The organism is Bryocella sp. (assembly GCF_058498515.1).
Genome location: NZ_JBMHYI010000024.1, coordinates 53,315 through 77,188, shown reverse-complemented (window position 1 = coordinate 77,188; position 23,874 = coordinate 53,315). Strand labels below are relative to the sequence as shown.

Sequence of the window (23,874 nt, the reverse complement as noted above, 5' to 3'; positions counted from 1 at the left end):
GTCTCGTCTAACCAAATATGCAGGGATTGATGCATCGTCGTGTCTGGACGTTTGGGGCCGCATTTGCGGTCAGTGGGGCCGTGTGTCTGGCGCAGGCTCCGGCGCAGCAGTCTCAGCAGCCTGGCATGCATATGAGCTGCACGATGACGGACGAGAACGGCAAGACGATCAGTCTGCCGGAGTGTGCGAATCCTTCGTCGACGCCTCGGCCGGATACGCCAGCCTCGAAGAATGCGGCGCAGAAGTTTCCATACCCGGGGGAGTCGACGGGGTCGACCGCTCCGGATCAGGGTGCGCCGTCGTCTGGGGCTCAGACTTCTGGTGTGCAAGGGGGCGATACGGGTGGTTCGGGCAATCCCAATGCGGGCAATCCTAACTTGCCGGCATCGAAGCGGTTTCCGTTTCCGGGCGAGACGCCGGACACGCCGGCTCCAAGCGGCAATGCTCCGCAAAGTCAAAATCAAAATGCTGGGCCGCTGCGGGATGCGGGAAGCTCAGGCGAGTCGAGTTCGAGCTCGTCGTCAAGCTCGTCGAACGATCCGGATGCGATGAAGGACCTGGGGCCGAACCAGGAGACGACCGATCCGTATGAGGCCGATGAGGCCGCTGCCCGGGCGCGGGCGGCTTCGCGACGGTCCAAGCGCGAGGCTCCTGCGGCTAAACCCCAGACTGCGGACGAGCGCGTCGCGGAGGACCTGCAGGTTGCGTCGTTCTACAGCGGAGGTGGCAATTTCCGTGGAGCGTATCTGCGCGCCAGGGACGCGGTCGCGACCGAAGCTGAGGATCCAGAAGCCCACTTTGCGCTGGCGGAGGCTGCTCGCAAGCTGGGCAAGCTGGACGAGGCGCAGACCGAGTACAAGGCTACGCTGGCACACGACCCCATCCCGAAGACGAAAAAGGCCGCTGAGCGGGCGCTGAAGGAGATGTCGGGCAAGGGCTGACGGGCGCTTGCTTGGATTGCCCTCAGGGGCTGAAGCTCCTTTGTTTCTCGGGGCATTTTGTCACGGCTGAAGTCGTGACCTGCCGTTCGTGCCTTCTTCGTCGCCGGCCCTGGCCCGCATTGGTGCGGCCTCGGCATCCATTCGTGCCATGCCGTCTATGCCAGCCTCCATCGGACTCAAGTCCCTGGACTACACCCACAGGGAAAATGTTCTAGCGGGCTTGCGGAGGCCGCCGGAGAAAAGCCGGAAGGTCTGTCGGCAGGGGACGCGGGGCTGTCTTGGAGCGTTCGCTGTGCAGAGACTTGGCGTGGGCAGCCTGCAATTTGGGGGCAGTATGCACGGGTTTGCGGTCCTTCTGGGTGGCTTCGGAGCGTGAGTCGGCAGAGTGGCCTTCTCTCTGGGGAACGACAGTGAGCCGGGGAGCGGCTGCCACAACCTCGTGGTCCTCATGCGTGAACGCTTCGAGCAGGTCTGGCGTGTCCAGTGACGTGAGCAAGGGCAGATCCGGCATCATCTCCTCCTCCATGTCATCCGCGACGTGCATGTACTTACGGATGTAGCGGAGTGGCTCCTCGGCGAGGGCCATCTGCTGGAGGTGATAGCGCCAGGCGTCGCGGCGGGCGCTGCGGCGGATGTAGGGCTTGCGGCTGACCTGCGCGACGGAACCATCGGGCATGATGCGGTCGAAGCTGCGCGCGGCGATGGTGAAGGTGATCTCTTCGCCGGGCTTCCAGAAGGAGCGGGCGAACTCATGGCTGAACAGCAGCGAATAGTAGCGGCGCTGTGCGTCGAGTGCGGTAAGGGCTGCGTCCGTACTGATCCACGGAAGCCCAAGACGTGTGACGTACCAGCGCCGGAACTCGAAACCATTGGCGCGTGCACGGCCTACGACGATGCGAAGAAGTTCGAGTCTTGTCATGGGATCCGGTCGTGTACCGTTCCCGGGGAGAGGGTTGGAAAGTAAAAGATACCGTTCCGCCTAGTCGATGTCGTCCGTGGTTTCCTGGCGGATGCGGTTCCGGAGCTCATCAGTTGCTGGGGCTGGAAGTTCATTGGCTTGAGCAAGCTGATGGTGCCGACTATACCAATAGCGTAAGACGAAAACGATTACTACTAAGCCACCTATGGCCAGAATCCAAGGGACGATCCAAGCTACGTTATCGAAGCCGCCGCGTACGGGTGAGGCGAGCACGATGGGGCCGTATTTGGCCATGAAGGAGTCGAGGATCGCCTTGTCGGGATTGCCGAGGTCGATCTGGGTGCGGAGCTCCTGCAGCATGGGGCCGGAGACGGGGCAGCCGACGTGATTGCACTCCGAGAGGATCTGCCCGCAGCCGCACTGGCAGACGAGCTGGTGGCCGATGTGATCGAGGCGGGTGGTCTCGTCGCCCGCGCCCAGCATGGTGAAGGCGAAGACAGCAGCGATGAGGACTCCAAGAACGCGCTGCCAGGGCTTACGCATGATTCGCCCCTGGCTCCGCCTCCAGAGCGGATTTTGAGGCGTAGGCCGCGGCTCTCGCGGCGTGTTCGGCGGCAAGCTTCTCTTCGGACGCGGTGAGGCGGGTCTTGGTGGGGTTTAGGGGTGGAACCAGCGCAATGCCGGTGCCGACGATGACGATCAGGACGCCGAGCCAGATCCAGTTCACCAGCGGATTGAGGAAGACCTTGAGGATGGGGCGCTGGGTGTCGGGGTTCTGGCCTTCGTAGACGACGTAGATGTCGCGGGCGAGGGTGGAGTGGATGGCGACCATGGTGGAAGGCTGCTGGCTGGCGGCGTAGAAGCGGCGCTCGGGCGTGAGGCGGGTGACGAACTTGCCGTTGTGGTAGACGTCCATCAGGGCGTAGCTGGTGTCGTAGTTCGGATTGGTGTCCTGCGAGAAGGACTTGCAGATCAGCTTCCAGGACCCGATCTGGACGGAGTCGCCGAAGCTCATCTCCATTTCCTTGGACTGGTTGAAGGCCGAGCCGGCCAGTCCGATGAACATGATTACGATGCCGAAGTGGATGATGTATCCGCCGTAGCGGCGGGTATTGCGGCGAGTCAGCAGGATGGCGGAGCTGAAGAGGTTGCGGCCGGTCTGCTGGTGGAGGACTGCGGCGCCGCGCAGGAACTCGGCGAAGATGGCGGTGATGACGCCGGCAGAGAGCGACATGCAGACGAGGGAGTAGATGCTGGCCTGGGCGGACTCATCCTGCCAGGGGTGAACCCCGGCGGCGATGAGGATGATGGCCGTCGCGACGACGGCGATGCAGGGAAGGACGAAGTTGCGGCGGATGGCCTTCATCGAGGTCGCGCGCCACGCGAGCAGAGGTCCGACGCCGGTGAGGAAGATGAGGATCAGGCCGATGGGCACCATCACGCGGTTGTAGTACGGCGGGCCGACCGTGACCTTGGAGCCCTGCACGTACTCGCTGATGACGGGAAAGAGCGTTCCCCAGAGGACCACGAAGCAGGAGAGGAGCAGGATCCAGTTGTTGAGCAGGAAGCTGGCTTCGCGACTCACGAAGCTTTCAAGGTGGTTCTCGGTCTTGAGGTGGTCACGCTGCAGGACGAACGTGAACAGGCAGACAGCGAAGGTGAGGACGAGGAACCAGCTGAACCAGGAGCCGATGGAGCTCTGCGCGAAGGCGTGGACCGAGCTGACCAGGCCGGAGCGCGTGAGCAGCGTTCCGAGGATGGAGAGCATGAACGTGATGAAGATCAGCCACATGTTCCAGGTCTTCAACATGCCGCGCTTCTCCTGCATCATGACGGAGTGCAGGAAGGCGGTTCCGGCGAGCCAGGGAAGCAGCGAGGCGTTCTCGACCGGGTCCCAACCCCAGTAGCCGCCCCAGCCCAGCACGGCATAGGCCCAGTGCATGCCGAGGCAGATGCCGCAGGTGAGGAAGAGCCAGGTGACCATGGTCCAGCGGCGGGTGATGTGGATCCACTTCTCGCCGGGGTAGCGCATCATGAGCGCGCCGAGAGCGAAGGCGAAGGGAACGCTGAAGCCCACGTAGCCGAGGTACAGCATGGGGGGATGGATGACCATCTCCGGATACTGGAGCAGCGGGTTCAGGCCGAAGCCATCGGCCTGTAGCGGGCCGGGCGCGAAGGCGAACGGGGGCGCGGCGAAGGCCAGCAGCGAGAAGAAGAAGATCTGGATGCCGGCGAGGATCGTCGAGGCATAGGCGTGCAGCGTGACGTCGGTCTTGTGGCGCAGGCGCAGGACGAAGCCATAGGCCGAGAGCAGCCAGGCCCACAGGACGAGCGAGCCTTCCTGACCGGACCAGAGCGCGGAGAACTTGTAGTACCAGGGCAGCGCGCGGTTGGTGTGGTGCAGGATGTAGTCGACGGAGTAGTCGTTGGTGAAGGCTGCCCACACCAGCGCGAAGGCCGCGCAGGAGATGCAGATGAAGGTCATGATGCCGGCGCGGCGCGAGCTCTCGCGGAGGCGCTCGGGCGCAATGGCCAGCGGGCGGTTTTTGGCGATGGCGAACAACGCCAGGGCGCCGGCCAACAGTGAGTAAGCAGACAGACCGAGCGCGATGAGAATCGCCGCGCTACCGAAATATGGCATGGGATGCATGCGTTGCCGTTCCCTCGAGACTCATTGTCTCAGAGAACGACAGACACCCGTTGTGAGGCAGGTCACCGCGAGGGGGAAACCTGAGTCACAACGGGTAGGCGAAGGGAATGGAGCGGGGATGAGCCGGGCTCGGCTAGGCGTCGCCGTCGACGAGGCGATTGACGCTGGCGAGTAAGTTGTCGGGAAGCAAGGGCTTGAGGCGGAACAGTACATTGAGGCCCTGGTACTCGTCTTCGGCTTCGACCATGCCGCTGATGACCAGTACGGGAATTGTGGGATCGAATTCGCGGAGCTTGCGGACGAACTCGTTGCCATTCATGCCTGGCATGACGTGGTCGGTGATGATGAGGCTGATCTTGTCGGGGTAGTCCTGATTGCGGATCTGCTCGAGCGCGCGCTCCGGGGAGAGGACGGCGATCACGAAATAACCAGCGCGCTTGAGAATCGTCTGCCGTGTAGCAGCCTGCACGGCGTTGTCATCGATGAGGAGAATCGTAGCGGGCATGCGGGCGGGGCCAGTGTTTCCTTTGGGGCTCGAAAGTGCGACTAAGCTGATTGTCATCGGCGGGACGGTAGGGCTCTTCGGGTTCGATGCATATTCGGGACTGAGTATCCTTCGATGCCAGTAGTGTAGCGATACGCTGCCTGATCGGATGCCACTTTCTGGTAATCATGATCCTGCACGGAAGTGGGAAGGAGGGGCGTTGGGGTTTTGAGAGTCACGATGGTTCGTCTTCCACATGGGATGCAACGATTTCGCGACCGCCGCTTGCGATAATGGTGGGAGATGAAGCGCCGCGTTATCAAGCAGTACGAGATCCTGCGCAAGATCGGTTCCGGCGGAAGCGGTGTGGTGTTTCTTGCCAATGACACCCTACTGCAGCGGCCGGTGGTGCTGAAGCTGCTCAAGCGCGGGCAGCAGACGCCTGAGCAGGTGCGAACGACGCAGCTCCGCGAAGCCCGCCTGGCCAGTGCCATCGACCACCCTAACGTGTGCTCGATCTATGAGGTAGGCGAGACGACGGCGGAGGATGGCGGGAACGAAGCCTACATTGTCATGCAGTATGTCCCGGGCAAGAGCCTGGACAAGGTGATCGCCGAGGGACCGGCGAACCTGCAGCTGGTGCTTTCGAGCGGGATGCAGATTGCGGACGGTCTGGCGGCGGCGCATGGGCTGGGCATCTTCCATCGCGACCTGAAGCCGGCCAACGTGATGCTGACGGATGGCGGCCTGATCAAGATCCTGGACTTCGGCCTGGCGCGACAGCTGAAGCGCGAGAAGCTGCAGCCGCAGGAAGATCTTTCGTATGATTTCGATCCGGCGCTGGCGGGCCAGCCGCTGACGATTCCGCCGGGTGCAACCTACACGGCGCGCGGGGGCACGATTGCCTACATGGCGCCAGAGCAGTTCGTGACGGGGCAATCCAGCGTGCAGAGCGACATCTTCGCGCTGGGGCTGATTCTTTACGAGATGGTGAGCGGACGGCACCCGTTCCACCGGCCGGACGCGCAGGAGCTGCAGTCAATCCGGGCAATTCAGTTTGCCGAGCCTCCGTCTCTGAAGGAGATCGTGCCGGATGTTCCCACGGAGCTGGAGAGCGTGATCCTGCGGTGCCTGGCGAAGCAGCCGTCGGAGCGGTATGGCTCGGCCAGTGAGGTGCGCGAGGGGCTAAAGACGATCCTGAAGTCGCGGAACTTCGACTCCATGGTGATGCCGGGCGAGGGCGCGATCTCCATGCCGGTGCAGCAGCGGTTCGACATGGAGACCCCGGAGGAAGGGAAGCGGACGACCGGGATTCTGTCGATGCTGGCGGAGCGGTTCCTCGACACGCCGGGCGAAGAGAACTCCGGAGCGCAGACGCTGGTGGTGCTTCCGTTCCTCAATCTTGGAGGGAGCGAGGAGACGCCGTTCTACGGCTTTGCGCTGGCGGATGCGCTGGGTGCGCGGCTGGCGAAGGTGCCACAGCTGGTGGTGCGGCCTTCGAGCACGCTGTTGAACCTCGACCGGAAGCAACTGGACCCCCTGAGCGTGGGCCGCAAACTGCTGGTGGATTTCGTGCTCGCGGGCAGCTTCCTCAAGTCCGATAAGGGCTTCGACCTGAACTGGCAGATGGTGGATGTGAAGGGCAATAATGTGCGGACGGGTGGGTCGATCAACGTCGCATCGTTCGACCTGATCGCGGTGCAGAAAGAGATCTCGGACGAGGTCTATGCGGACCTGCGCGGCGGCACGCTGATCCCGGGAGGATTGGGCGGCGGCGTGGGCGAGCAGCGCCAGAGTTCGCTGAGCGTGGATATCTCCGAGGACTACCTGCAGGCGCGCGCGCTGCTGTCCTCGTTCATGACGCGGACGGGCAATCGCGAGGAACTGGACCGTGCGCGGCAGATCTTCGAGGGCGTGGTGAAGCGCGACCCTGAGTACTCGCCGGCGTGGGCAGGCCTGGGAATTACGCAGTTGCAGTATGCGCGGCATGGGCTGGGCGGACAGATGTATGTGCTGGAGGCACGGCGCGCGTTCGACAAGGCGCTGCAGTACGATCCGGGCTCGGTAGAGGCGAATCTCTACCGCGTGTATATGCTGCTCAGTCGCGGCGAGAAAGAGAGCGCTCGCCATGGCATCGAGCGCCTACTGCAGGAGGCCGGCAACGACTGGAACGTGCACTTCGTCGCCGCGCTGACGCTGCGCATTGACGGCATGTACGAGGAGGCACTGGACCAGTTCAGCCAGTCACTGCGGCTGAACCCCTCCAATGCACCGAATATCTACAATCACCGGGCGCGGGTGTACCAGTATCAGAACCAGCTGGAGCTGGCGGCGGATGAGATCGAGAAGGGGCTGACGCTGGAGCCGCGGCAGCCGCTGCTACGGATCTCTCGCGGCTATCAGCAGATGCGCGAAGGAAATCTCGCGAAGGCCGTGGAGACGCTGGAGAAGGTGATCCAGGACGACCAGACGCTGCGCATCGTGTTTCCGACGATTGCGCTGTGCTACGTGCAGCTGGGCGATCGCAAGCGGGCGCTGGAGTTCATCACCGAGGACACGCTGGCCGCGGCCGAGGCTGATAGCGAGATGGCCTATCGGCTGGCTACGTACTTTGCGGTCGAGGGCGACGAGAGCGAGGCGCTGCACTGGCTGCGGCGGGCGATCTACCTGGGTAATGAGAATTACCCATGGTTCAGCAAGAATCCGGCGTGGCGCGTGATGGCGGAGAATGCAGACTTTCAGCGGATCCTTGAAGACCTGAAGAAGAGTTTCAAGAAGAACCAGAAGAACTGGAAGCGACTGCTGGCGCAGGTGCGGTAACGCAGCGGCGCGGGACGCGCAGTGAGCGGTCGGTCGCTTCGCTTCCTCCGGTGGAGCGTTGCGCATCGGTGGGCTGCGCCCGTTAGCGGGGAGGCTTTCTGGCCGAATCCCTGGACATCGGAAAGGGAAACGGGGAACCCATTGGGTTCCCCGTTTTCGTGTTTCCGTTGTGGGAAGGTGGCTAGAAGGCGCCGTTGTTCGGCGCGGCAGCCAGGTTGAGCGGAGTGTCGAGCGCGAAGATCAGCTCGCTGCGGGCGGGGAGGATCTGCTCGCGATCGCGGCGCAGGTAGAGGACCGTGCCAACGCCTGCGCCGATGGTCGCACCGACGACGGCTCCAACACCTCCGCCGACCAACGCACCGGCGATGGCTCCGCCGCCGGTGGCGCCGCCGAGGACGGCGGCCTGCGTGCGGTTCACGGCGTTGTCCTTGATGGAACCTTCGGATGTGACGTGGGCGTTGGGGACGTTGTAGATGTCGACGACCTCGGCCATGAGCGGATAGCTGGTGCCGTCGGGCAGGGAGATGGACGTGGCTTCGAGCCGCAGCACGGCCGCGCTGGAGATGCCGTGTCCGCCATGGGCTGACGTCACGCGTCCATGCACGGTGCTGCCGTAGGGCAGGAGGACGCGGCCGTTGCGTACGACGTCGCCGGCAAGGATCGCGGTGAACTGATCGCCAGCCCTGGTTGTCCGCGTGGAGAGCGTGGTCACGAGGCGGGCGCGCAGGAGCGTGGATTGAGGAATCTGGTTGGGCGAGGTGGGAACGTCCATGACCACGCCGCTGGTCGGATCGTCGGTGACCGCGTAGTTGTCGTGGTGAACCGCAGCCGTGGAGGGCGAGGGGTTGTAGGGACGATAGACATCGTCGTCGTGACGTGCGAACTGCGGGTCGTTGGCGCGATCGTACGTGACGCCTGACGGCTGATCGGCGAGTTGCTCGTTCAGCGGGAGGGCGGAGACAGGCTGGTGCACGACGCTCCTGCTCGACGCCGCGCTGGCCGTCCCGTTGTAGGGAACGTAGGACGAGTCGCTATCGTGGCGCGGCTTCACATAATGGTCGGCCTGAGGGGTCGCTGGCGCGGGCTGGTAGTTCTGCACCTCGCCGTTGGGGTAGTTCTGCGACTGGTACATCGGAATGTCGGGCGAGGGCTTCGCGGGTGGGGGCGTTGCCGACTGCGTGGTGACGGGGTCGTCGAGCTGTTCGGGATGCGAGGTGCCTACGCTCTGGGAATAGAGCGGCATGGCGCAGAGGAGAACGGCGGCGGGAACGAGCGACGGCTTCACGATGGCCTCCGGTGCAGATCGTCTGGGCGAGAGACACCCTTGTAGAAGGGTACGGCGCGGGCGGCGTGGCAGCATTCGCATCTAGAGACAGGCATCCGCCCGGTTAATGGAACACAGACGGTTGGACCCGGTTGCGGGGGTGGATGGATTGAATCTCTGGAATGGGATGCCATTCCGGGAGAAGCGCAATTTTGGTTCAGACCGGGCGGTTCAGGGCGGCCACTGGCGAAAGGCGAACGCGGAGGACGCTACGTACGCAAAGGTACGCCACGGGAGCTGCGGCGGTCCTGATGTGTTCGAAGTGACACATCAGGGGTTTCCCGCGGCGGCCCTAGCCTTCGCCGCGGAGCACGCGTTCGTAGAAGTCCTCGTAGAGGGGGATGATGCGGCTGGCGCAGAAGCGGTCCTGGGCGGTGCGGCGGGCGGCGGAGGCCATCTCGTTGAGGCGGTCCCGATCCTGCAGCAGGGCGATGCCGGCAGCAGCCATGCTTTCGATGTCGCCGACCTCGAAGAGCAGGCCGTTGGGGACGCCACCGTTGGAACCGGAGGGTGACGAGCCGTCGTCGATGAGCTCCGGCACGCCGCCGACGCGGGTGGCGATGGCGGGTACGCGGCAGGCCATGGCTTCGAGGGCTGCGAGGCCGAAGGACTCCATCTGGCTGGGCATGAGCATGAGGTCGGCGAGGGTGAGGAGTTCGTTGACGTTCTCCTGCTTGCCGAGGAAGTGGACGCGGTCGCTGACGCCGAGGCGGTGCGCGAGGAACTCGGCGGCGGAGCGGTCGGGGCCATCGCCGATGAGCAGGATGCGGGCGGGAACATCCTTCGCGATGCGGGCGAAGACCTCGACAACATCGAGGACGCGCTTGACGGGGCGGAAGTTGGAGAGATGCACGAGGAGGCGTTCGTCCGGGGCCGCGAAGCGTGGACGAGTTGCGGCGACGAAGTCTTCGTTGCGCTGGTAGAAGTCGCAGTTGACGAAGTTGCGGATGACCTCGATGTGGCGCGTGATCTGGAAGGACTCGCGGGTGCGCTCGGCGAGGTCCTGGCTGATGGAGGTGACGCCGTCGGACTCCTCGATGCCGAACTTGGTGATGGGGAGGTACGAGCGGTCGAGGCCGACGAGGGTGATGTCGGTGCCATGCAGTGTGGTGATGAAGGGCAGCTTGATGCCGCGCGTAGCCAGCATTTGCTTGGCGAGCAGAGCGGAGACCGAGTGCGGGATGGCGTAGTGGACGTGCAGGAGATCGAGCTCGTAGAGCTCGGCGACCTCCGCCATGCGGGTGGCGAGGGCGAGGTCGTAGGGAGGGAACTCGAAGAGCGGATAGTTGGAGACCGGGACCTCGTGATAACGGATGTTGGCGTCGCGGCCGTTGAGGCGAAATGGTTGCGAGTAGGTGATGAAGTGGATCTCGTGGCCGCGCGCGGCGAGCTCGATGCCGAGCTCCGTGGCGACGACGCCGGAGCCTCCGTAGGTGGGGTAGCAGGTGATGCCGATCTTCATAGGACTAGGTAGCAGATGCTAGATACGAGAGGCTAGATGCTAAAGGCGAGATGCGAAGGGCGGGTAGGGGAATTCAGTTGCGAGTTTCCAGACACCAGATGCCAGTGGCGCGTAGGCCATCGTACAGGCGGGACGTTACATCATGCGTTCGTGGCCGGTGGAGGGTTGGTGCTGGCCGAGTTCGCGGAGGAGGCCAAGATTACCGAGGTTGCCGTAGTGGATGAGCTCGGGTTTGTCGGGTGAGGTGAGGCAGTCGAGCAGGGCCTGGCGCTCGATCTCGCGGGTAACGCGGAGGCGCGTGCGGATGGCATCGAGTTCGCGATCGTTGTAGCCGGGATGGCAGACGAGCTCGTAGGTGCCTTCGGCTGGCAGGCGTTGAAGGAGGGCGGCGAGCGTTTCGCGATTGAGGCGGCCGGTGGCGGAGATGCCGATGGTGCCGTCGGTGGTCTCGACTGCGTGGTTGCGGATCTGCGGCAGCTCGCGGAAGCGAGGAGCGAGGAGGCGATCGCAGAGGAGGACTTCGAGGCGGCGGATGGGTTCGGGGCGGCCCGCGCCGGAGGACCATGATTGCTCGAAGGGGCTGCGGATGGCGCCGATGCCGGCGCGCTCGGCGACGAAGAGCAACGGCTGCGCGATGGCCGGAAGCATGTGGGTGTGCTTGTGGGTGTCGAGGTGGGTGACGTCGATGCCGGCGCGCTGCAGCTTCTGCACCTGTGCCATGCCTTCGCGGATGATGTCCTCGGGATCGATGTGGCCGGCGAGGGTGGCGGCGATGAATTCGAGGAGTGAGCTGCGGAAGGTTTTGCCGTCGGCGCCCATGAGGGTGGGAATGGTCTCGGCGTGCGAGACGGGCATGCCGTCGGTAAAGACGATGTGGCAGCCTACGCCGAGCGTGGGATGCGAGAGCGCGATGGCCACGGCGTCGTCGAAGGCGGGGCCGCTGGCCATGAGGGTCGCAGAGGTGAGGGCTCCGGCCTCGTGCAGTTCGGCGACGGCGCGGTTGATGCCGTGCGTGAGTCCGAAGTCATCTGCGTTGACGATGAGGCGCGCTGCCATGTCCCGGGTCAGTGTATCGCGGCGTCAGTACGACCCAAGGTCCTGTGCAAACGAACAAAAGCCCCAGCATGTGCTGGGGCTTTGTTCGTTTGCTGCCGGTCTCTCTGGAAACCCACGTCTCAGAGTCGAGACGTGGGGCACCCGATTGTTGCCAGGTTGGAGACGCGCGTTACTGGATAGAGGAATCGCTGGCTGCGCCTGCAAGGATCCCGTTGAAGAGGAATTTGAAGGTGGAGTGCGGCTGTCCGCGGAAGGTGACCTCGGGGCCGTAGAGCACGATCTTGCCCTTGCCTAGAGGAGCTTCCGCGATGGCGGTGGTGTGGTTGATGTAGCTCTGTCCCCACGCCCAGCCGGAGGCCAGCAGGTTGTCGTCGTCATACCACGCGATGGCGTGCAGGCCGGTGAGGGCAGCATTCGGATCGAGGGTGAACGCCGGGCTGCTGTCGAAGTCCACGATGACGTTGGACGGCACGCCGAAGGCGATGGGGTCCTTGGTGTCGACGTGGGCCTTGAGCAGCGAGCCGGGGATGTAGAAGCGATCCGGTGGAACGGCCTTGAGCTCACCCTTCACCATCTCCATCGGAGCGTTGACGAGCGGGAGCTTGAGGGACGTCGCGAGGGAAGTGGAGCTGCCGATGGTGAGCAGCGAGCCGCCGTTCTGGGCGAAGGCCTGCAGCTGCGGGAACGTCTTGTCCGGAGTGATGGAGCCGAGCCAGGGACGGAACTCGGCAGGGATGTCTTCCGGCTTGGGAGCGCGGCCGAAGAAGCCCATGCCGCCACGGCCGTTGGGGTTGCGGATGACGCCGTCGGCGAAGACGAGGACGTCATACTTGGCGTTCAGGTTGCCGGCATCGAGCTCCTGCGAGTAGACGACGGTGTAGGGGAACTCGAACTGGTCGAAGAGCCAGCGGATCCAGCCGGAGGGCATGGAGCCGCCGTAGACGTCGGCCAGGCCGATGCGTACGGGGTGGATCTGCATCGCTGCGCCAGCCGGAGCCTTGGCCACGGCGTAGGCGGAGATGCCGAGCGACTTGGTGGCATCGGTGAGGGTCTTCGCGGTCTCGGCCGAGTAGGGAAGCCAGAGCGCGCCGGCCGGGAGGGTTTTGCCCTCGACGGTGGTTGCGTCCTTGAGCCAGAACACGGGCTGACCGGCCTTGAGGAGGCGGTTGGTCAGGGTGTAGGAGTCGTTGTACTCGTGGTCGACGAGGTAGCCGGCAGGAGTGCCGGTGACGCCGGCGATCGTGCCCGGGACAGGCTTGGCGAGGTCTTCCTTGATCGGAGCAAACGGGCCGGTGAAGGGCTCGGTGTAGCGATCGAAGTGGACGCCCATCTGGAACGCGAGGGTCCAGCCGGTGGTGTCATAGGGACGGTTCGGAGGACCACCCGGGTAGGGGAAGTCGTTGGGGTGATCCTGGGGCTCGAACATGTCGAGCACCTGCGGGCGGAAGGCCTGCGCGGTGTAGACGACGTACGAACCGGCGGGATACTGCTTGCCGTTGACGGTGAAGGCAGCAGATGCCTGCTGGACCTCGACGCCGGTCTTCATGAGGCTGTCGACGAACTTGGTGGCGGTGGGGAAGTCAGGCTGGTCGGCGGAGATGATGTAGCCGCGTGCGTCCTTCAGCTTGGGGTCATGCAGCACGGTGTCGTAGAGCTCGGAAGGGATACCCTGCGTCCGAGGCCCAAGGGCGTTGCTGGCATCGGGCGAGAGCACGCCGCCACGGGCCACGCGGGCGCCGGACTTCTCGGCAGCGGCTTCCAGAGCATCGACGCGCTTCGGCGTGGTGGTCCAGTGGTCCTCGCTGCCTTCTGCGATGGCGTTCCGGCCCATCAGATAGATGTTGTAGAGCAGATGGCTCTTCTCGCGCGAGGCATAGTCGAGCACAGCGCGATTGTTGGTCTGCTCGTAAGCGATGGACGTAGCGTAGTGCCACATCTGGGGCTTGATGGGGGCGACGAGGTCGGCGCGCGGGAGCTGCTGGCTGGGAAGCAGCGGGAGCGGCTCGGGCGTGGGGTTGCCGATGATCTCGGTGAGCAGGCCGATCTGGTTGTGGAAGTACGACACCGTGCGGAGGCTGCCATTGAACCATGTGGAGTAGGGAGCACCGGTGCGGGAGGTCGAGCCGAACTTGCCCTCTTCGACGAGGCGTTCGTGCATCGATGTGCCGACGGCCTCGATGCCGAGAACGACGAGCGGATCGTAGAAGTAGCTGGCGGGATCGCGGAAGGGCGGCATGAAGATGACCGTGCCCGCCGGGCCGGCCTGGTGGTGGTTGTAGACGATCTGCGGGAACCACTCGCGGCTCAGCTGGCGATTGACGTTGGTCGTCTCGGCCTGGTTGCTGATGTAGAAGTCGCGGTTGTCGTCGTGGCCGATGTACTTCTGCCAGAGGCGCGGCACATTCATCTCACGCTTGGTCTGGTCGGCATTACGCATGTACCAGTTGGAGACGAGTTCCATGCCGTCCGGATTGGCGAAGGTACAGAGCACGATGTCGTCGTTGAGGAAGCGCATCGTTTCGGGATCGGTCTTGGAATTGAGCTCGTAGATGGTCTCGATGAGCTGCTGGGCGCCGACGGTCTCGGAGGCGTGCAGGCCACCATCGATCCAGACGACTGCCTTGCCCTCTTCGGAGAGCTTCTTGGCTTCTTCGTCGGTGAGACCCTTGGCCAGAGCCAGTTTCTTGCTGATCTCCTTGTAGTGGTCGAGCTTCGCCATGTTGGCCGGGGAGCTGATGATCGACATGTACTGGTGGCGACCTTCGGCGGTGAGACCGATGTCGACCAGCTTCATGCGGTCGGACTCCTTGGCGAGCTTCTGCAGGTATTCCGACTCCTGCGTGTAGTTCACCAGCTGGTAGTCATCGCCGATGTCGTGTCCGAACTGCTGCTTCGGGGTGGTGATGGTGCGAGGTTTCTGTGCAGATGCAAACGGCGTCAGGGCAAGTGCAGCCATGCCTAGCGCGGTGGCGACGAAAAGCGGAGTGCTTCGACGAACCAGCACGGGATCTCCTTATCGGGCGATATCCGGGTGTTGAGAATATGGGGTTGATCCTACAGACGAACGGGCGGCATGCAAAGTTTCGGGCGTGTGAATCGGGCGATTTTTCTTTCTGTCGGGGCGCTTGGGAACGTGGCACAACCTGCGGTACAGTGAGTCATCCCCCCGGTTTATTCACTCCCAAGGAGCACGCCTTGCGCCGTCTTGCCGTCTCTTCGTCGAAGCTTCCTGCCGTTCTCGCAACCCTTGCACTGTTCGTGCTGCCTGCTGTGCTTCCGGCACAGGGCGGTGGCGGACAGGGTGGGGGACAGGCCGGCGCTCCCGCTGCACGTCCCGCTGCTTCTGCGCCTGCTGGAGGCGGCGGCGGCAATGGGGAAGACATCCTGCTGAAGCGCATGGATGACCTGATGTGGTACCAGAAGATTGGCGACATCGCGGAGATCGACAAGAGCGAGTTTGGCGGCGCGCCGAATGCGCACGTGAAGAACAAGAAGGCTCCGGGCGCGACCAACCCGCTGATCATCCACGTGTACACGTTTATCCCGAAGAACCTGGACAAGACGAAGAAGCAGCCGCTGATCGTCTATGTGCACCAGGGCGTGCACCAGTCGCTGGATACGACGATCGACGCGCACCAGGTGCGGGAGCTGCTGCTGCAGGGCTACACGATCGTGGCGACGGACTACCGTGGCTCGACGGGCTACGGCGGTGGCTACTTCCAGGAGATCGACTACGGTGGGCTCGAGGTGGATGATGTCTACCGCGGCCTGCAGTGGATGCTGCAGCGGTACAGCTTCCTCGACCCGAAGCGCGTGGGCATCGTGGGCTGGAGCCATGGCGGGCTGATCACGCTGATGAACATCTTCCAGCATCCGCATGATTTTGCATGCGCGTATGCGGGCGTTCCTGTGAGCGATCTTGTGGCTCGCATGGGCTATGAGACCGAGGGCTATCGCGAGATCTACTCGGCGCCGTATCACCTGGGCGTGGATGTGCACGATGACATTGAGGAGTACCGCAAGCGCTCGCCGGTGAACCATGCGAAGGAACTCGATACGCCGCTGCTGATCCATACGAATACGAACGACGAGGACGTGAACTTCCTCGAGGTGGAGCACCTGATCCAAGCGTTGACGTTCGAGAAGAAGCAGTTCGAGTACAAGATCTATAAGGACGCGCCGGGCGGTCATTACTTCAACCGCATCGACTCTCCGCTAGCGCTCGAGTCGCGCCATGAGATCTATGTGTTCCTGAATAAGTATCTGCATCCGGATCATCCGGTGCAGTAAGCACGGAGAGTGTTCCTGCGTAGTTCATGGTGGGCCGTTGGGCATAGTTGCTCAGCGGCCCTTACTTTTGCAGGCTGCTAACCGTGCGTGGCATCACGGTGCTGCGACCCTCGTTGTGCTGTCGCGTGATCTCGTCCGGCGATGTGAATCGCCGCTGTTTATCGTCGTATAGACTGGTGGTTATCCCGTGAAGGACTTGCGGATGGCTCTCTCGGCCGGACGATCCTTGCGGTGATTGCATCGCGGTTGCATTGCTATGGCATGTACCGCGACCCTGTTCGATTCGATGGATCAATTTCTTCCAAAACGTATTGAAAGGACTCGCTGGCTCGTGCCGGCGATGCTGCTGGGATGTGTCTGCGCCATGAGCGCTGGTGCCCAGGGAGCACCCCCGAACTCGACCTCCGTGTATCAGGCGAGGGGAGTGCAGTCGGTGCAGCAGGGGCCCGCGGCGAGGCCGCATGTGGCGGTGCAGCTGGATTCGGAAAAGGTCTACACGCTCTCCGATCTGATCGACGTAGCAGAGCAGCACAATCCTGAGACGCGCGTGGCGTGGGAGCAGGCCAAGTCTCGAGCCGCGGGGCTGGGGATTGCGCGCAGCTCGTTGTACCCGACGATCTCGGCCGTGGCGCTGGCGGTTTCGCTGCGTCAGGCTGCGCTGGTGGGGGAGAACTGGAATCGCCAGACCGAGGGTGTGTTCGAGCCTCTGCTGCATGTGGAGTATCTGGTGTTCGATGTGGGCGGACGCAGCGGAGAGATCGACGCAGCGAAGGCTGAGCTGCTGGCCGCGGATCTGCACTTCAACGACACGCACCGCAAGGTAATCGATGAAGTGGCTTCTTCGTACTATCGGCTGCTGAATGCGCAGGGACAGCAGCAGGCCGCGGAGTCGAGCCTGGCGAATGCGAAGGCCGTTGAAGAGAACGCGAGCGATCGGCTTGCGAATGGGCTTGCGACCAAGCCCGATCAGCTGGAGGCCACCGCAGCGCGGGCGCAGGCGGAGTACGATCTGCAATCGGCAGTGGGAGCGGTGGAGATTGCGCGCGGAGACCTGGCGACGGTGCTGGGCGTCGATCCGGATGTGGAGTTCAAGGTACAGGGGATCGGTGACCTGAAATTGCCCTCGGCGATGGCGGCTTCGATCGATGAGGAGATTCAGCGAGCCTTTCGTCAGCGGCCGGACCTGCTGCAGCAGCTCGCGCGGCTGCGCGTGGATGATGCCGCGATCAAGCGGGCGCGCTCGACGTACTTTCCGGAGTTGAGCTTCAAGGGTGATGGCGGAGAGGCTCGGGGGTATGGGCAGACGAATCTTTATCCCAGCCACTATGCGGAGGGTGAGGTATGGACCGCGCAGCTGGAGCTGAAGTGGACGCTGTTCGATGGAGCGCGGCGCGAGTATCGCGTGGCTCAGGCCAAGGCGGATAAGAGAACGACGCAGGCGGAGATCGATGCGATGCGCGATCAGATTGCGAATGAAGTGTGGGCCGCGTACTCGAACATGCGCACAGCATTGCGGCAACAACAAGCGGCAGCATCGTTGCTGACGGCGTCGCAGCAATCGTATGAGGCGGCGCATGAGTCGTACGGTTACGGTGTGCGCAACCTGCTGGATGTAGTCTCCGCGCAGAAGACATTGGCGGCGGCGCAATCGCAGGACATTGCAGCGCGCACACAGCTGTTGCTGCAGGTGACGAATGTGGCGTTCCGCACGGGCGACCTGATCCAGACGCAACACTGGACGCCTGTGCCATGAAGATCGTGAACAGAACGAAGGGAGTGTCTGAACTCGTGATCCTGCTCAAACGTCCGCTGATGCCGCTGGCGACCATGCTGTGCCTGGCTCTGGCTGGCTGCGGCCGCGCGCCCACCTTCGACATCCTCGGCTCGTTCTTTCCGTCGTGGCTGGTCTGCATGATTGCGGGTGTGGTGCTTGCGACGCTTGCCCGCTGGGTGTTCCTGCGCTTATCGATCGACAGCCACATCGTGTGGCCCGTCGTGGTTTATCCGAGCCTGGCGCTGTTGTTCGCGTGTATGCTGTGGCTCGCTTTTTTTCGCTGAGCCGGTGGGGAGATTTGGTTTGTTGATTCGGGGGAGAACCCATGGCGTCTGATTCATCCAGCAAAGGGCCTGTCATCGCAGGCCGCATCATCAGCATCGCGACGCTGGTGTGTACCGCTGTGGTCGCGCTGCTGGTCATCCGCGAGATCACCGACAATCCGCGCACGGACGATGCGGAGGTCTTCGCCAACTACATCGGGATCGCTCCACTGGTGAACGGCCCGGTGACGAAGCTGTATGTTGCGGACAATCAGCTGGTGAAGCAGGGCGATCCGCTCTTCGACATCGATGCGCGGCCCTATGCCTACGCGTTGGCTCATGCGAAGTCGGACCAGGAGACGTTGTCCGGACAGATCAACGATGAGCGACGCATCATTGCGGGCAAGTCGAGCGCCGTGGATGTGGCGCGGGCGACGGTGTTGAGTTCGGATGCGAGCGTGGCGCGCGCCGCAGCGGCCGTCGAAGAGGCCAGGGCCGACGTGGGCAACGCTACGGCTGCGGTGCAACGGGCCAATGCGGAACTCGATTACGCGACCAATAACCTGCATCGTTTGGAGCCGCTGCTGGCCAAGCAGTTCGTGACCGTCGATCAGGTTGACCAGGCGCGCACGCTGCAGCTTTCGCGGTCGCAGGCGGCCAACCAGTCGAAGGCGCAGCTGGCGTTGGCGCAGGCGGGATTGTTGGCGGCGCAGGCACAGCTGAAGCAGGCTGAGGCCATCGTGTCGCAGAGCCATCAGCAGGTGCAGCAGGCTTCGAACAACGTCACGACGCTGCAGCCGCTGGAGGGAGAGCTCGGAGGTAGGCAGGCGGCGATCGATAACGCGCAGTACAACCTGGACAACACGCATGTGGTCGCGCCGTTCGACGCGCGTGTGACCAACCTGACGATCTCGCAGGGAGCGTATGCCACGGCGGGCCAGCATGTGTTCACGCTGATCGATACGAGGGTGTGGTGGGTGATTGCGAACTTCCGCGAGACGCAGCTGCACCATATTCAACCAGGCATGAAGGCGGATGTGTACGTGCTGTCGCGGCCGACTGAGCGCTTCTCGGGCGTGGTGGACAGCGTCGGGTTCGGCGTGACTCCTGACAGCGACCTGGTGGGCAAGATTACGTCGCCGGGCCTGCCGGATGTGCAGCGCACGTTGAACTGGGTGCATCTGGCGTCGCGTTTTCCGGTGCGGGTGCGGATCGAGTCGCCTCGGTCGGACCTCTTTCGCCTGAGCGAATCCGCGGTGGTGGTCATTCGCGGTGAGACCTCCGCGAAGGGGAACTAGGGATGCCGGGCGAGGCGCAGCGGGCGTCTGGTTCTGGAGTATCTGGCTCCGGAGGCTTCGGCGAGTGGTTCCAACAGTTCCTGAAGCAGGAGCTGGCGCCTTACCCGGGGCGTGGTGCGGTGGTCGCGCGGATTGTGATTTCAGCTACGCTCACGATGATCCTCATCGTGACCTTCCGCATTCCGGGCGGTGTGGTGGGAGCGTTGTCGGCGTTCGTGTTGTCGCGCGAGAACCTGGTGGCCACGACGCGCTCCGCCGTATTCCTAATCTTGACGTTCGTCATTGGAGCTCTGTTCATCCCGATTGGAGCGCGCCTCCTGGCATCCCCTCCGGAGACGCACTTCGTGTGGGTGGCATGCAGCCTCTTCATCGTGTTTTTCATGTTGCGGTGCCTGGTGCAGTACGCCGTGGCGGTAGGGTTCGCGCTGGTGGTGGCCAACGTGATCCAGATCTGGTACCTGGCGGGACCGGCGGAGCGGAACGTGGAGCTCACGCTGTGGCTGGTGGATGCGACGCTGATCGGAGTGCTGGTTACGCTGGGAGTCGAGGTCATCTACTACTCGCTGCATCGCCGCGATGACCTGATCGATGGGCTGGACGCGCGGCTCGGCCTCCTTGAGGACCTGATGGACTGCTACTCCCGGGGCGGACCAGTGGCTGCGGCAACGAAGAGCAAGCTGGCGCAGTACGGGATTATCGGGGTGGGCGCGCTTCGCCGCCATGTAGCGCGCGGTAATTTTACGGCGGGGTTCCGCGCGAGGATGAGCGCGTTGGTGTCGCTGGTGGGGCGTTCGATCGACTTTGCCGCGGCGCTGGCGAGCACGTATCCGACGCTGCCGGTGGTGAACGAGGTGCGCTTTCGCCGCCTGCGAAGCACCATCGCGGAGATTCGTTCCTGCCTGCGGACGGCAGGTACGCCGTGCGAGGATGCGATCTTCGAGCCGAGCCCCACGGCCGGCACACCGCTGCTCTCAGAGATTGAGTCCATGGTGTCGCTGATGCCAGCGCTGTTCAGCAAGGACAGCACGCCGGATCCCGCGCTAAGCCTCATTGAAGATAGCAAAGAGGACAATCGCATCTTCATTCCGGATGCGTTCACGAATCCTGAGCATCTGCGTTACATCCTCGGCGGCACGCTGGCCGCGATGCTTTGTTACATCTTCTATACGGTGCTGGACTGGCGCGGGCTATCGACCTCGGTGACGACGTGTGTGCTGACTGCGGCGAGCTCGATCGGCTCCTCGCGGCAGAAGCAGATCCTGCGGGTGGCAGGATTCCTGCTGGGCGGCGTGGTGGCTGGGATGGGAGCACAGATTTTCGTTCTGCCGTACATCGATTCGATCACGGGCTTCACGGTGCTGTTCGCTTCGATGACGGGGGTTGCGGCGTGGCTTGCTACCTCCAGCACGCGGCTGTCGTACGCGGGTCTGCAGTTTGCGTTCGCGTTCTATATCGTGCACCTGAGCGAGTTCACGATCCAGACAAGTCTTACGGTGGCTCGCGACCGCGTGCTGGGTGTCTTTCTGGGCATCACGATGATGTGGCTGGTCTTCGAGCGGCTGTTTCCGCGTTCGGCGGCCGACGAGATGGTGCGCATCTTCATCGTCAACCTGCGTCTGCTGGGTGATCTCGTCTCCTGCAGTCCCGGAGCGGACGATCCCGCGAGCATTGTCGCTGTGCGTAAGCTGCGGCAGGATATCTATCGCCACTTCGGCGAAGTGAATGCGCAGATGGATGCGGTGCCGTTTGAGACGGGATCGGTGCGTGAGGGAGATATGGCCGCGCGTGATCGCATCCGGCGCTGGCAGGCCTCACTGAGGAGCTTCTATGTGCTGGAGCTGCCACTGCTGCAGTTCCGCGTCTTCGGCGATCTTGAATCGAAGACGAGAACATTTGCGGGCCTGGAGAATGAGGTGCGCCTGGGCTGCGCGCGCATCTTCAATGCAGTGGCTGACGACCTGCAGGAACAGATGACCTCGCGCGAGCATAAGCCGTCGACTCCGGTGGAGGTGCTGGAGCATCTGGAGGCAGGGATGCGCGGGCGCAATGTGGAGTTCTCCGAGCGGGAACAGGCGCTGATGCGCTTGACGCGCACGATCTCTCAGATCGTGGACCGGCTGCAGCATGAGGTCTCGACCGAAGGGCTGTATGAGGTGCGGCCGCCCGAACCCGCAGTGACGGCGCTGGTGGGGACCGAAAGCGTGTGAGGAGTTTGTCCGGAGTAGAGAGATTGGTGGGCAGTGAGGGATTCGAACCCCCGACATCCTGCTTGTAAGGCAGGCGCTCTAACCAGCTGAGCTAACCGCCCCGAAGGGTGCTTCCAGTGTACCTGAGGGAATGAGTTTCATGGCCCGACTTGTTTAGGATGGGGGCATGAAAGCTCATACCGAATACCTGACATTCAAGACAGCCGAGCGCTACGAGATGGTGCACATTACCGCGGAGGTTGAGGCGATTGTGCGCCGCTCCGGAGTCGATGACGGGTTGTGTTTCGTGTCTCCGATGCATATTACGGCTGCGATCTACGTGAACGACTTCGAGGATGGGCTGATCGAAGACATTGGGACGTGGCTGGAGAAGCTCGCTCCTCGTTGGCCGGGATATAAGCATCACCGCACAGGCGAAGACAACGCCGACGCCCATCTAAAGGCGCTGCTGCTGCACCACGAGACGACGTTGCCGGTGACACACGGCAAGCTCGACCTGGGAACGTGGCAGCGGGTGTTCTACGCGGAGTTCGATGGGCAGCGGTCGAAGCGGGTGATCGTGAAGGTGCTGGGGGTAGAGCGGTAACCGTCGGGATTCGTCAGAGCGAGATGATGTTTTCCGGTCTGTCCGTTTGTGCCTCGCGCGTCCGGGTTAGGCGTGCTGAGGTGGCCGAGAAAACGATTCCAGGGTGGTTACAGCGAATTCGCGGATTGAAATCTGCGAAGCATGATTTCGCTGTGATATAAAAATCCCGCATTTCATCTTGATGAAATCTTGCACCAGGCATCACGTTTCCTGGAGGATCGTTGATCCCGTTGAGTTTGCCTTCGCGAACAGTTCTTACTTTGTCTCTTGGCGCCATCTGCCTTTTGTACAGCGCGATTCAATGGGCACCCAGGGGCAGTGGGTCGCCGAACAGGATCTTCTCTCCGAAGCGAGTCGTGTCCCGGAGTTACTTCCTGGAGATGGTCTCGAGAGTCTCCGCGGTGGAGACTGCCTTTTGCGATTCCAAGGAATCGCATGTTGTTTTTTATGACGACTCAGACGTTGTTGTGCCTTACCTGGACGATGCATCGCTGCACTGCACGAGGATTCGGAGCACGGTAGTTACACCACTGTCCGCGGCTCAACTCAGCAGATGCGATGCTCTGGCGATACGAGAGTTACATCCGACCGGGATTCCCGTAACGCGCGAGGAAGCTCTTGGGCCTCCAGGCGATACGAATTCGCAATGGATTCAAGTTGCGAATTGGCTCTCTGATGACGGGGAGTTTGGATTCGCAGCGTATCGGCATCGTTGCGAGGCGGCGCAGGTCAGGGGGCAACCACAATGAAGAGAACCTGGGCCGATTATTCGTGGATTGCGCTGGGCGCGGGAGTCCTCGTCTTCACGCTCTCGATGTGGAACCGGCTGACGTTTCCAGTCCCCTGGAACGATGAGGCGCGCTTCTATGTTCCCGCCCTGTGGTGGGCGAATCACTTTAATCTTGAGCCTGCCAGCCTGAATGCTCCAATGGGGATCTTTTGGGTGCCGGATGGCTTCACCATACTTCTCGGATCAGGGTTGACTCTGTTCGGTAAGAGCATCTATACGGCGCGACTGATCTGCGAAGTCATGGTCTCGGTTTCCGTGGCTCTATGGAGCCTTTCTTTTCGGCGCATCGCTGGATCTTCCTATGTAGGAGCGCTCTGCACGATCCTTATTGTTTCTCCGTCCGTGGTCTTTGCCGCCAATATGGTCAGGATGGAAGCTCCACTTATGTTGCTCCTGGCCATCGTCGTTCTTGTGTATCTCAACGGGGCCCGTGCCGAAGCGCTGTCTCTTCTCCTGCTGAGTGTTCTGATCCATCCGGCTTTTGCCGTGGCGGCGTGTGCTTACCTGCTTAGCCTTCTCCTGCTTCCGAGACGCTCAAAGTCCAAGCTCGTGGAAGGCAAGTGGAGCTATATCTGCTTAGTCGCGACGGTCATTTTGTTCGCGTGTGAGGTGATTCGTTACGTTCATCATTACGATGTATACAAGCTGCATATGGCGTTTCAGGTCTCGCGCAAAGCTGGCCGCGACGTCATGACGGTAATGCTGTCAAAGGCGATGTTGGTGGATATGGGATATTTTGCCCTTGTCGCGGTGTCAATGTTCCTGGCTCGCGGAGCACGCTGGAGTCCCACGATTCTGGCGCGGCTCCCCATCGTTGCGATCGGCGTCGGCGTGATGCTCTATGCGGTTTTTGGCTTTGAGATAGCTTACGGAGTGTATAGCTTCGCGCTCGTCCCCGCGCTTTTTGTAAGCGTCGCCTCGGGGATCTATCTTGCCGGAGTCGATTCGACTCGAGGAGCTTCCGTTAGGAACGTCGCTGCCATGGATTGAGGTGCTGAGAGTCGTTCTCG

17 protein-coding genes and 1 tRNA gene are annotated in these 23,874 nt (G+C 62.6%); 9 read left to right on the top strand and 9 right to left on the bottom strand.

Features of this window, described 5'->3' with window-relative positions:
• Window positions 1-29 precede the first annotated feature (29 nt).
• Window positions 30-941, top strand: a complete 912-nt coding sequence (locus AC5E6W_RS07220; protein WP_491751598.1) for a tetratricopeptide repeat protein — start codon at window positions 30-32, stop codon at window positions 939-941.
• Between the two features lie 211 nt (window positions 942-1,152).
• On the opposite strand, the gene AC5E6W_RS07215 is transcribed toward AC5E6W_RS07220, so the two are convergent.
• The 4 genes from AC5E6W_RS07215 to AC5E6W_RS07200 all read right to left on the bottom strand — a co-directional run bounded on the left by AC5E6W_RS07215 (window position 1,153) and on the right by AC5E6W_RS07200 (window position 5,015).
• On the bottom strand, window positions 1,153-1,860 hold the full coding sequence (locus AC5E6W_RS07215) for a hypothetical protein (protein ID WP_491751597.1): 708 nt from the start codon (window positions 1,858-1,860) through the stop codon (window positions 1,153-1,155).
• Between the two features lie 60 nt (window positions 1,861-1,920).
• Entirely contained in the window at window positions 1,921-2,403 is a 483-nt protein-coding gene (locus AC5E6W_RS07210) for a cytochrome c-type biogenesis protein CcmH (protein ID WP_491751596.1), read from the bottom strand.
• The gene (locus AC5E6W_RS07205; RefSeq protein ID WP_491751760.1) at window positions 2,396-4,501 is read right to left on the bottom strand and encodes a heme lyase CcmF/NrfE family subunit; all 2,106 of its coding nucleotides are present in this window, start codon (window positions 4,499-4,501) and stop codon (window positions 2,396-2,398) included. The genes AC5E6W_RS07210 and AC5E6W_RS07205 overlap by 8 nt, the downstream gene beginning before the upstream one ends.
• A 142-nt stretch (window positions 4,502-4,643) precedes the next feature.
• Entirely contained in the window at window positions 4,644-5,015 is a 372-nt protein-coding gene (locus AC5E6W_RS07200) for a response regulator (protein ID WP_491751595.1), read from the bottom strand.
• A 282-nt stretch (window positions 5,016-5,297) separates the two neighbouring features.
• On the opposite strand from AC5E6W_RS07200, the gene AC5E6W_RS07195 reads away from it, so the two are divergent.
• A complete protein-coding gene (locus AC5E6W_RS07195) occupies window positions 5,298-7,814 on the top strand; it encodes a protein kinase domain-containing protein (RefSeq protein ID WP_491751594.1) in 2,517 nt (838 codons plus the stop codon).
• Window positions 7,815-7,995: 181 nt separating this feature from the next.
• Here the strand turns inward: AC5E6W_RS07195 and AC5E6W_RS07190 are convergent, their stop codons facing one another.
• The 4 genes from AC5E6W_RS07190 to AC5E6W_RS07175 form a co-directional block, all read right to left on the bottom strand.
• Entirely contained in the window at window positions 7,996-9,099 is a 1,104-nt protein-coding gene (locus AC5E6W_RS07190; protein WP_491751593.1) for a hypothetical protein, read from the bottom strand.
• Window positions 9,100-9,430: 331 nt separating this feature from the next.
• Window positions 9,431-10,600: an N-acetyl-alpha-D-glucosaminyl L-malate synthase BshA gene (bshA, locus tag AC5E6W_RS07185; protein ID WP_491751592.1), complete on the bottom strand. Its 1,170-nt coding sequence runs from the start codon at window positions 10,598-10,600 to the stop codon at window positions 9,431-9,433.
• A gap of 135 nt (window positions 10,601-10,735) precedes the next feature.
• Entirely contained in the window at window positions 10,736-11,656 is a 921-nt protein-coding gene (locus AC5E6W_RS07180; protein ID WP_491751591.1) for a ChbG/HpnK family deacetylase, read from the bottom strand.
• 169 nt (window positions 11,657-11,825) lie between these two features.
• On the bottom strand, window positions 11,826-14,660 hold the full coding sequence (locus tag AC5E6W_RS07175; RefSeq protein WP_491751590.1) for a M14 family metallopeptidase: 2,835 nt from the start codon (window positions 14,658-14,660) through the stop codon (window positions 11,826-11,828).
• A gap of 191 nt (window positions 14,661-14,851) precedes the next feature.
• On the opposite strand from AC5E6W_RS07175, the gene AC5E6W_RS07170 reads away from it, so the two are divergent.
• From AC5E6W_RS07170 to AC5E6W_RS07150, 5 genes are all read left to right on the top strand, one after another.
• Window positions 14,852-15,946 (top strand): alpha/beta hydrolase family protein, encoded by a 1,095-nt coding sequence (locus tag AC5E6W_RS07170; protein ID WP_491751589.1) that lies wholly within the window; start codon window positions 14,852-14,854, stop codon window positions 15,944-15,946.
• A 364-nt stretch (window positions 15,947-16,310) separates the two neighbouring features.
• On the top strand, window positions 16,311-17,699 hold the full coding sequence (locus tag AC5E6W_RS07165) for a TolC family protein (protein ID WP_491751588.1): 1,389 nt from the start codon (window positions 16,311-16,313) through the stop codon (window positions 17,697-17,699).
• Window positions 17,696-18,004 (top strand): YtcA family lipoprotein, encoded by a 309-nt coding sequence (locus AC5E6W_RS07160; RefSeq protein WP_491751587.1) that lies wholly within the window; start codon window positions 17,696-17,698, stop codon window positions 18,002-18,004. Before AC5E6W_RS07165 ends, AC5E6W_RS07160 begins: the two co-directional genes overlap by 4 nt.
• Before the next feature lie 41 nt (window positions 18,005-18,045).
• The gene (locus AC5E6W_RS07155) at window positions 18,046-19,281 is read left to right on the top strand and encodes an HlyD family secretion protein (RefSeq protein ID WP_491751586.1); all 1,236 of its coding nucleotides are present in this window, start codon (window positions 18,046-18,048) and stop codon (window positions 19,279-19,281) included.
• A gap of 2 nt (window positions 19,282-19,283) precedes the next feature.
• Window positions 19,284-21,488, top strand: a complete 2,205-nt coding sequence (locus AC5E6W_RS07150) for a hypothetical protein (RefSeq protein WP_491751585.1) — start codon at window positions 19,284-19,286, stop codon at window positions 21,486-21,488.
• A 24-nt stretch (window positions 21,489-21,512) separates the two neighbouring features.
• On the opposite strand, the gene AC5E6W_RS07145 is transcribed toward AC5E6W_RS07150, so the two are convergent.
• A tRNA-Val gene (locus AC5E6W_RS07145) sits at window positions 21,513-21,589 on the bottom strand.
• Window positions 21,590-21,654: 65 nt separating this feature from the next.
• Between AC5E6W_RS07145 and AC5E6W_RS07140 the strand changes: the two genes are divergently transcribed.
• Both AC5E6W_RS07140 and AC5E6W_RS07135 read left to right on the top strand, forming a co-directional pair.
• Window positions 21,655-22,074: a secondary thiamine-phosphate synthase enzyme YjbQ gene (locus AC5E6W_RS07140; protein WP_491751584.1), complete on the top strand. Its 420-nt coding sequence runs from the start codon at window positions 21,655-21,657 to the stop codon at window positions 22,072-22,074.
• Window positions 22,075-22,819: 745 nt separating this feature from the next.
• Window positions 22,820-23,854 (top strand): hypothetical protein, encoded by a 1,035-nt coding sequence (locus AC5E6W_RS07135; protein WP_491751583.1) that lies wholly within the window; start codon window positions 22,820-22,822, stop codon window positions 23,852-23,854.
• Window positions 23,855-23,874 lie beyond the last annotated feature (20 nt).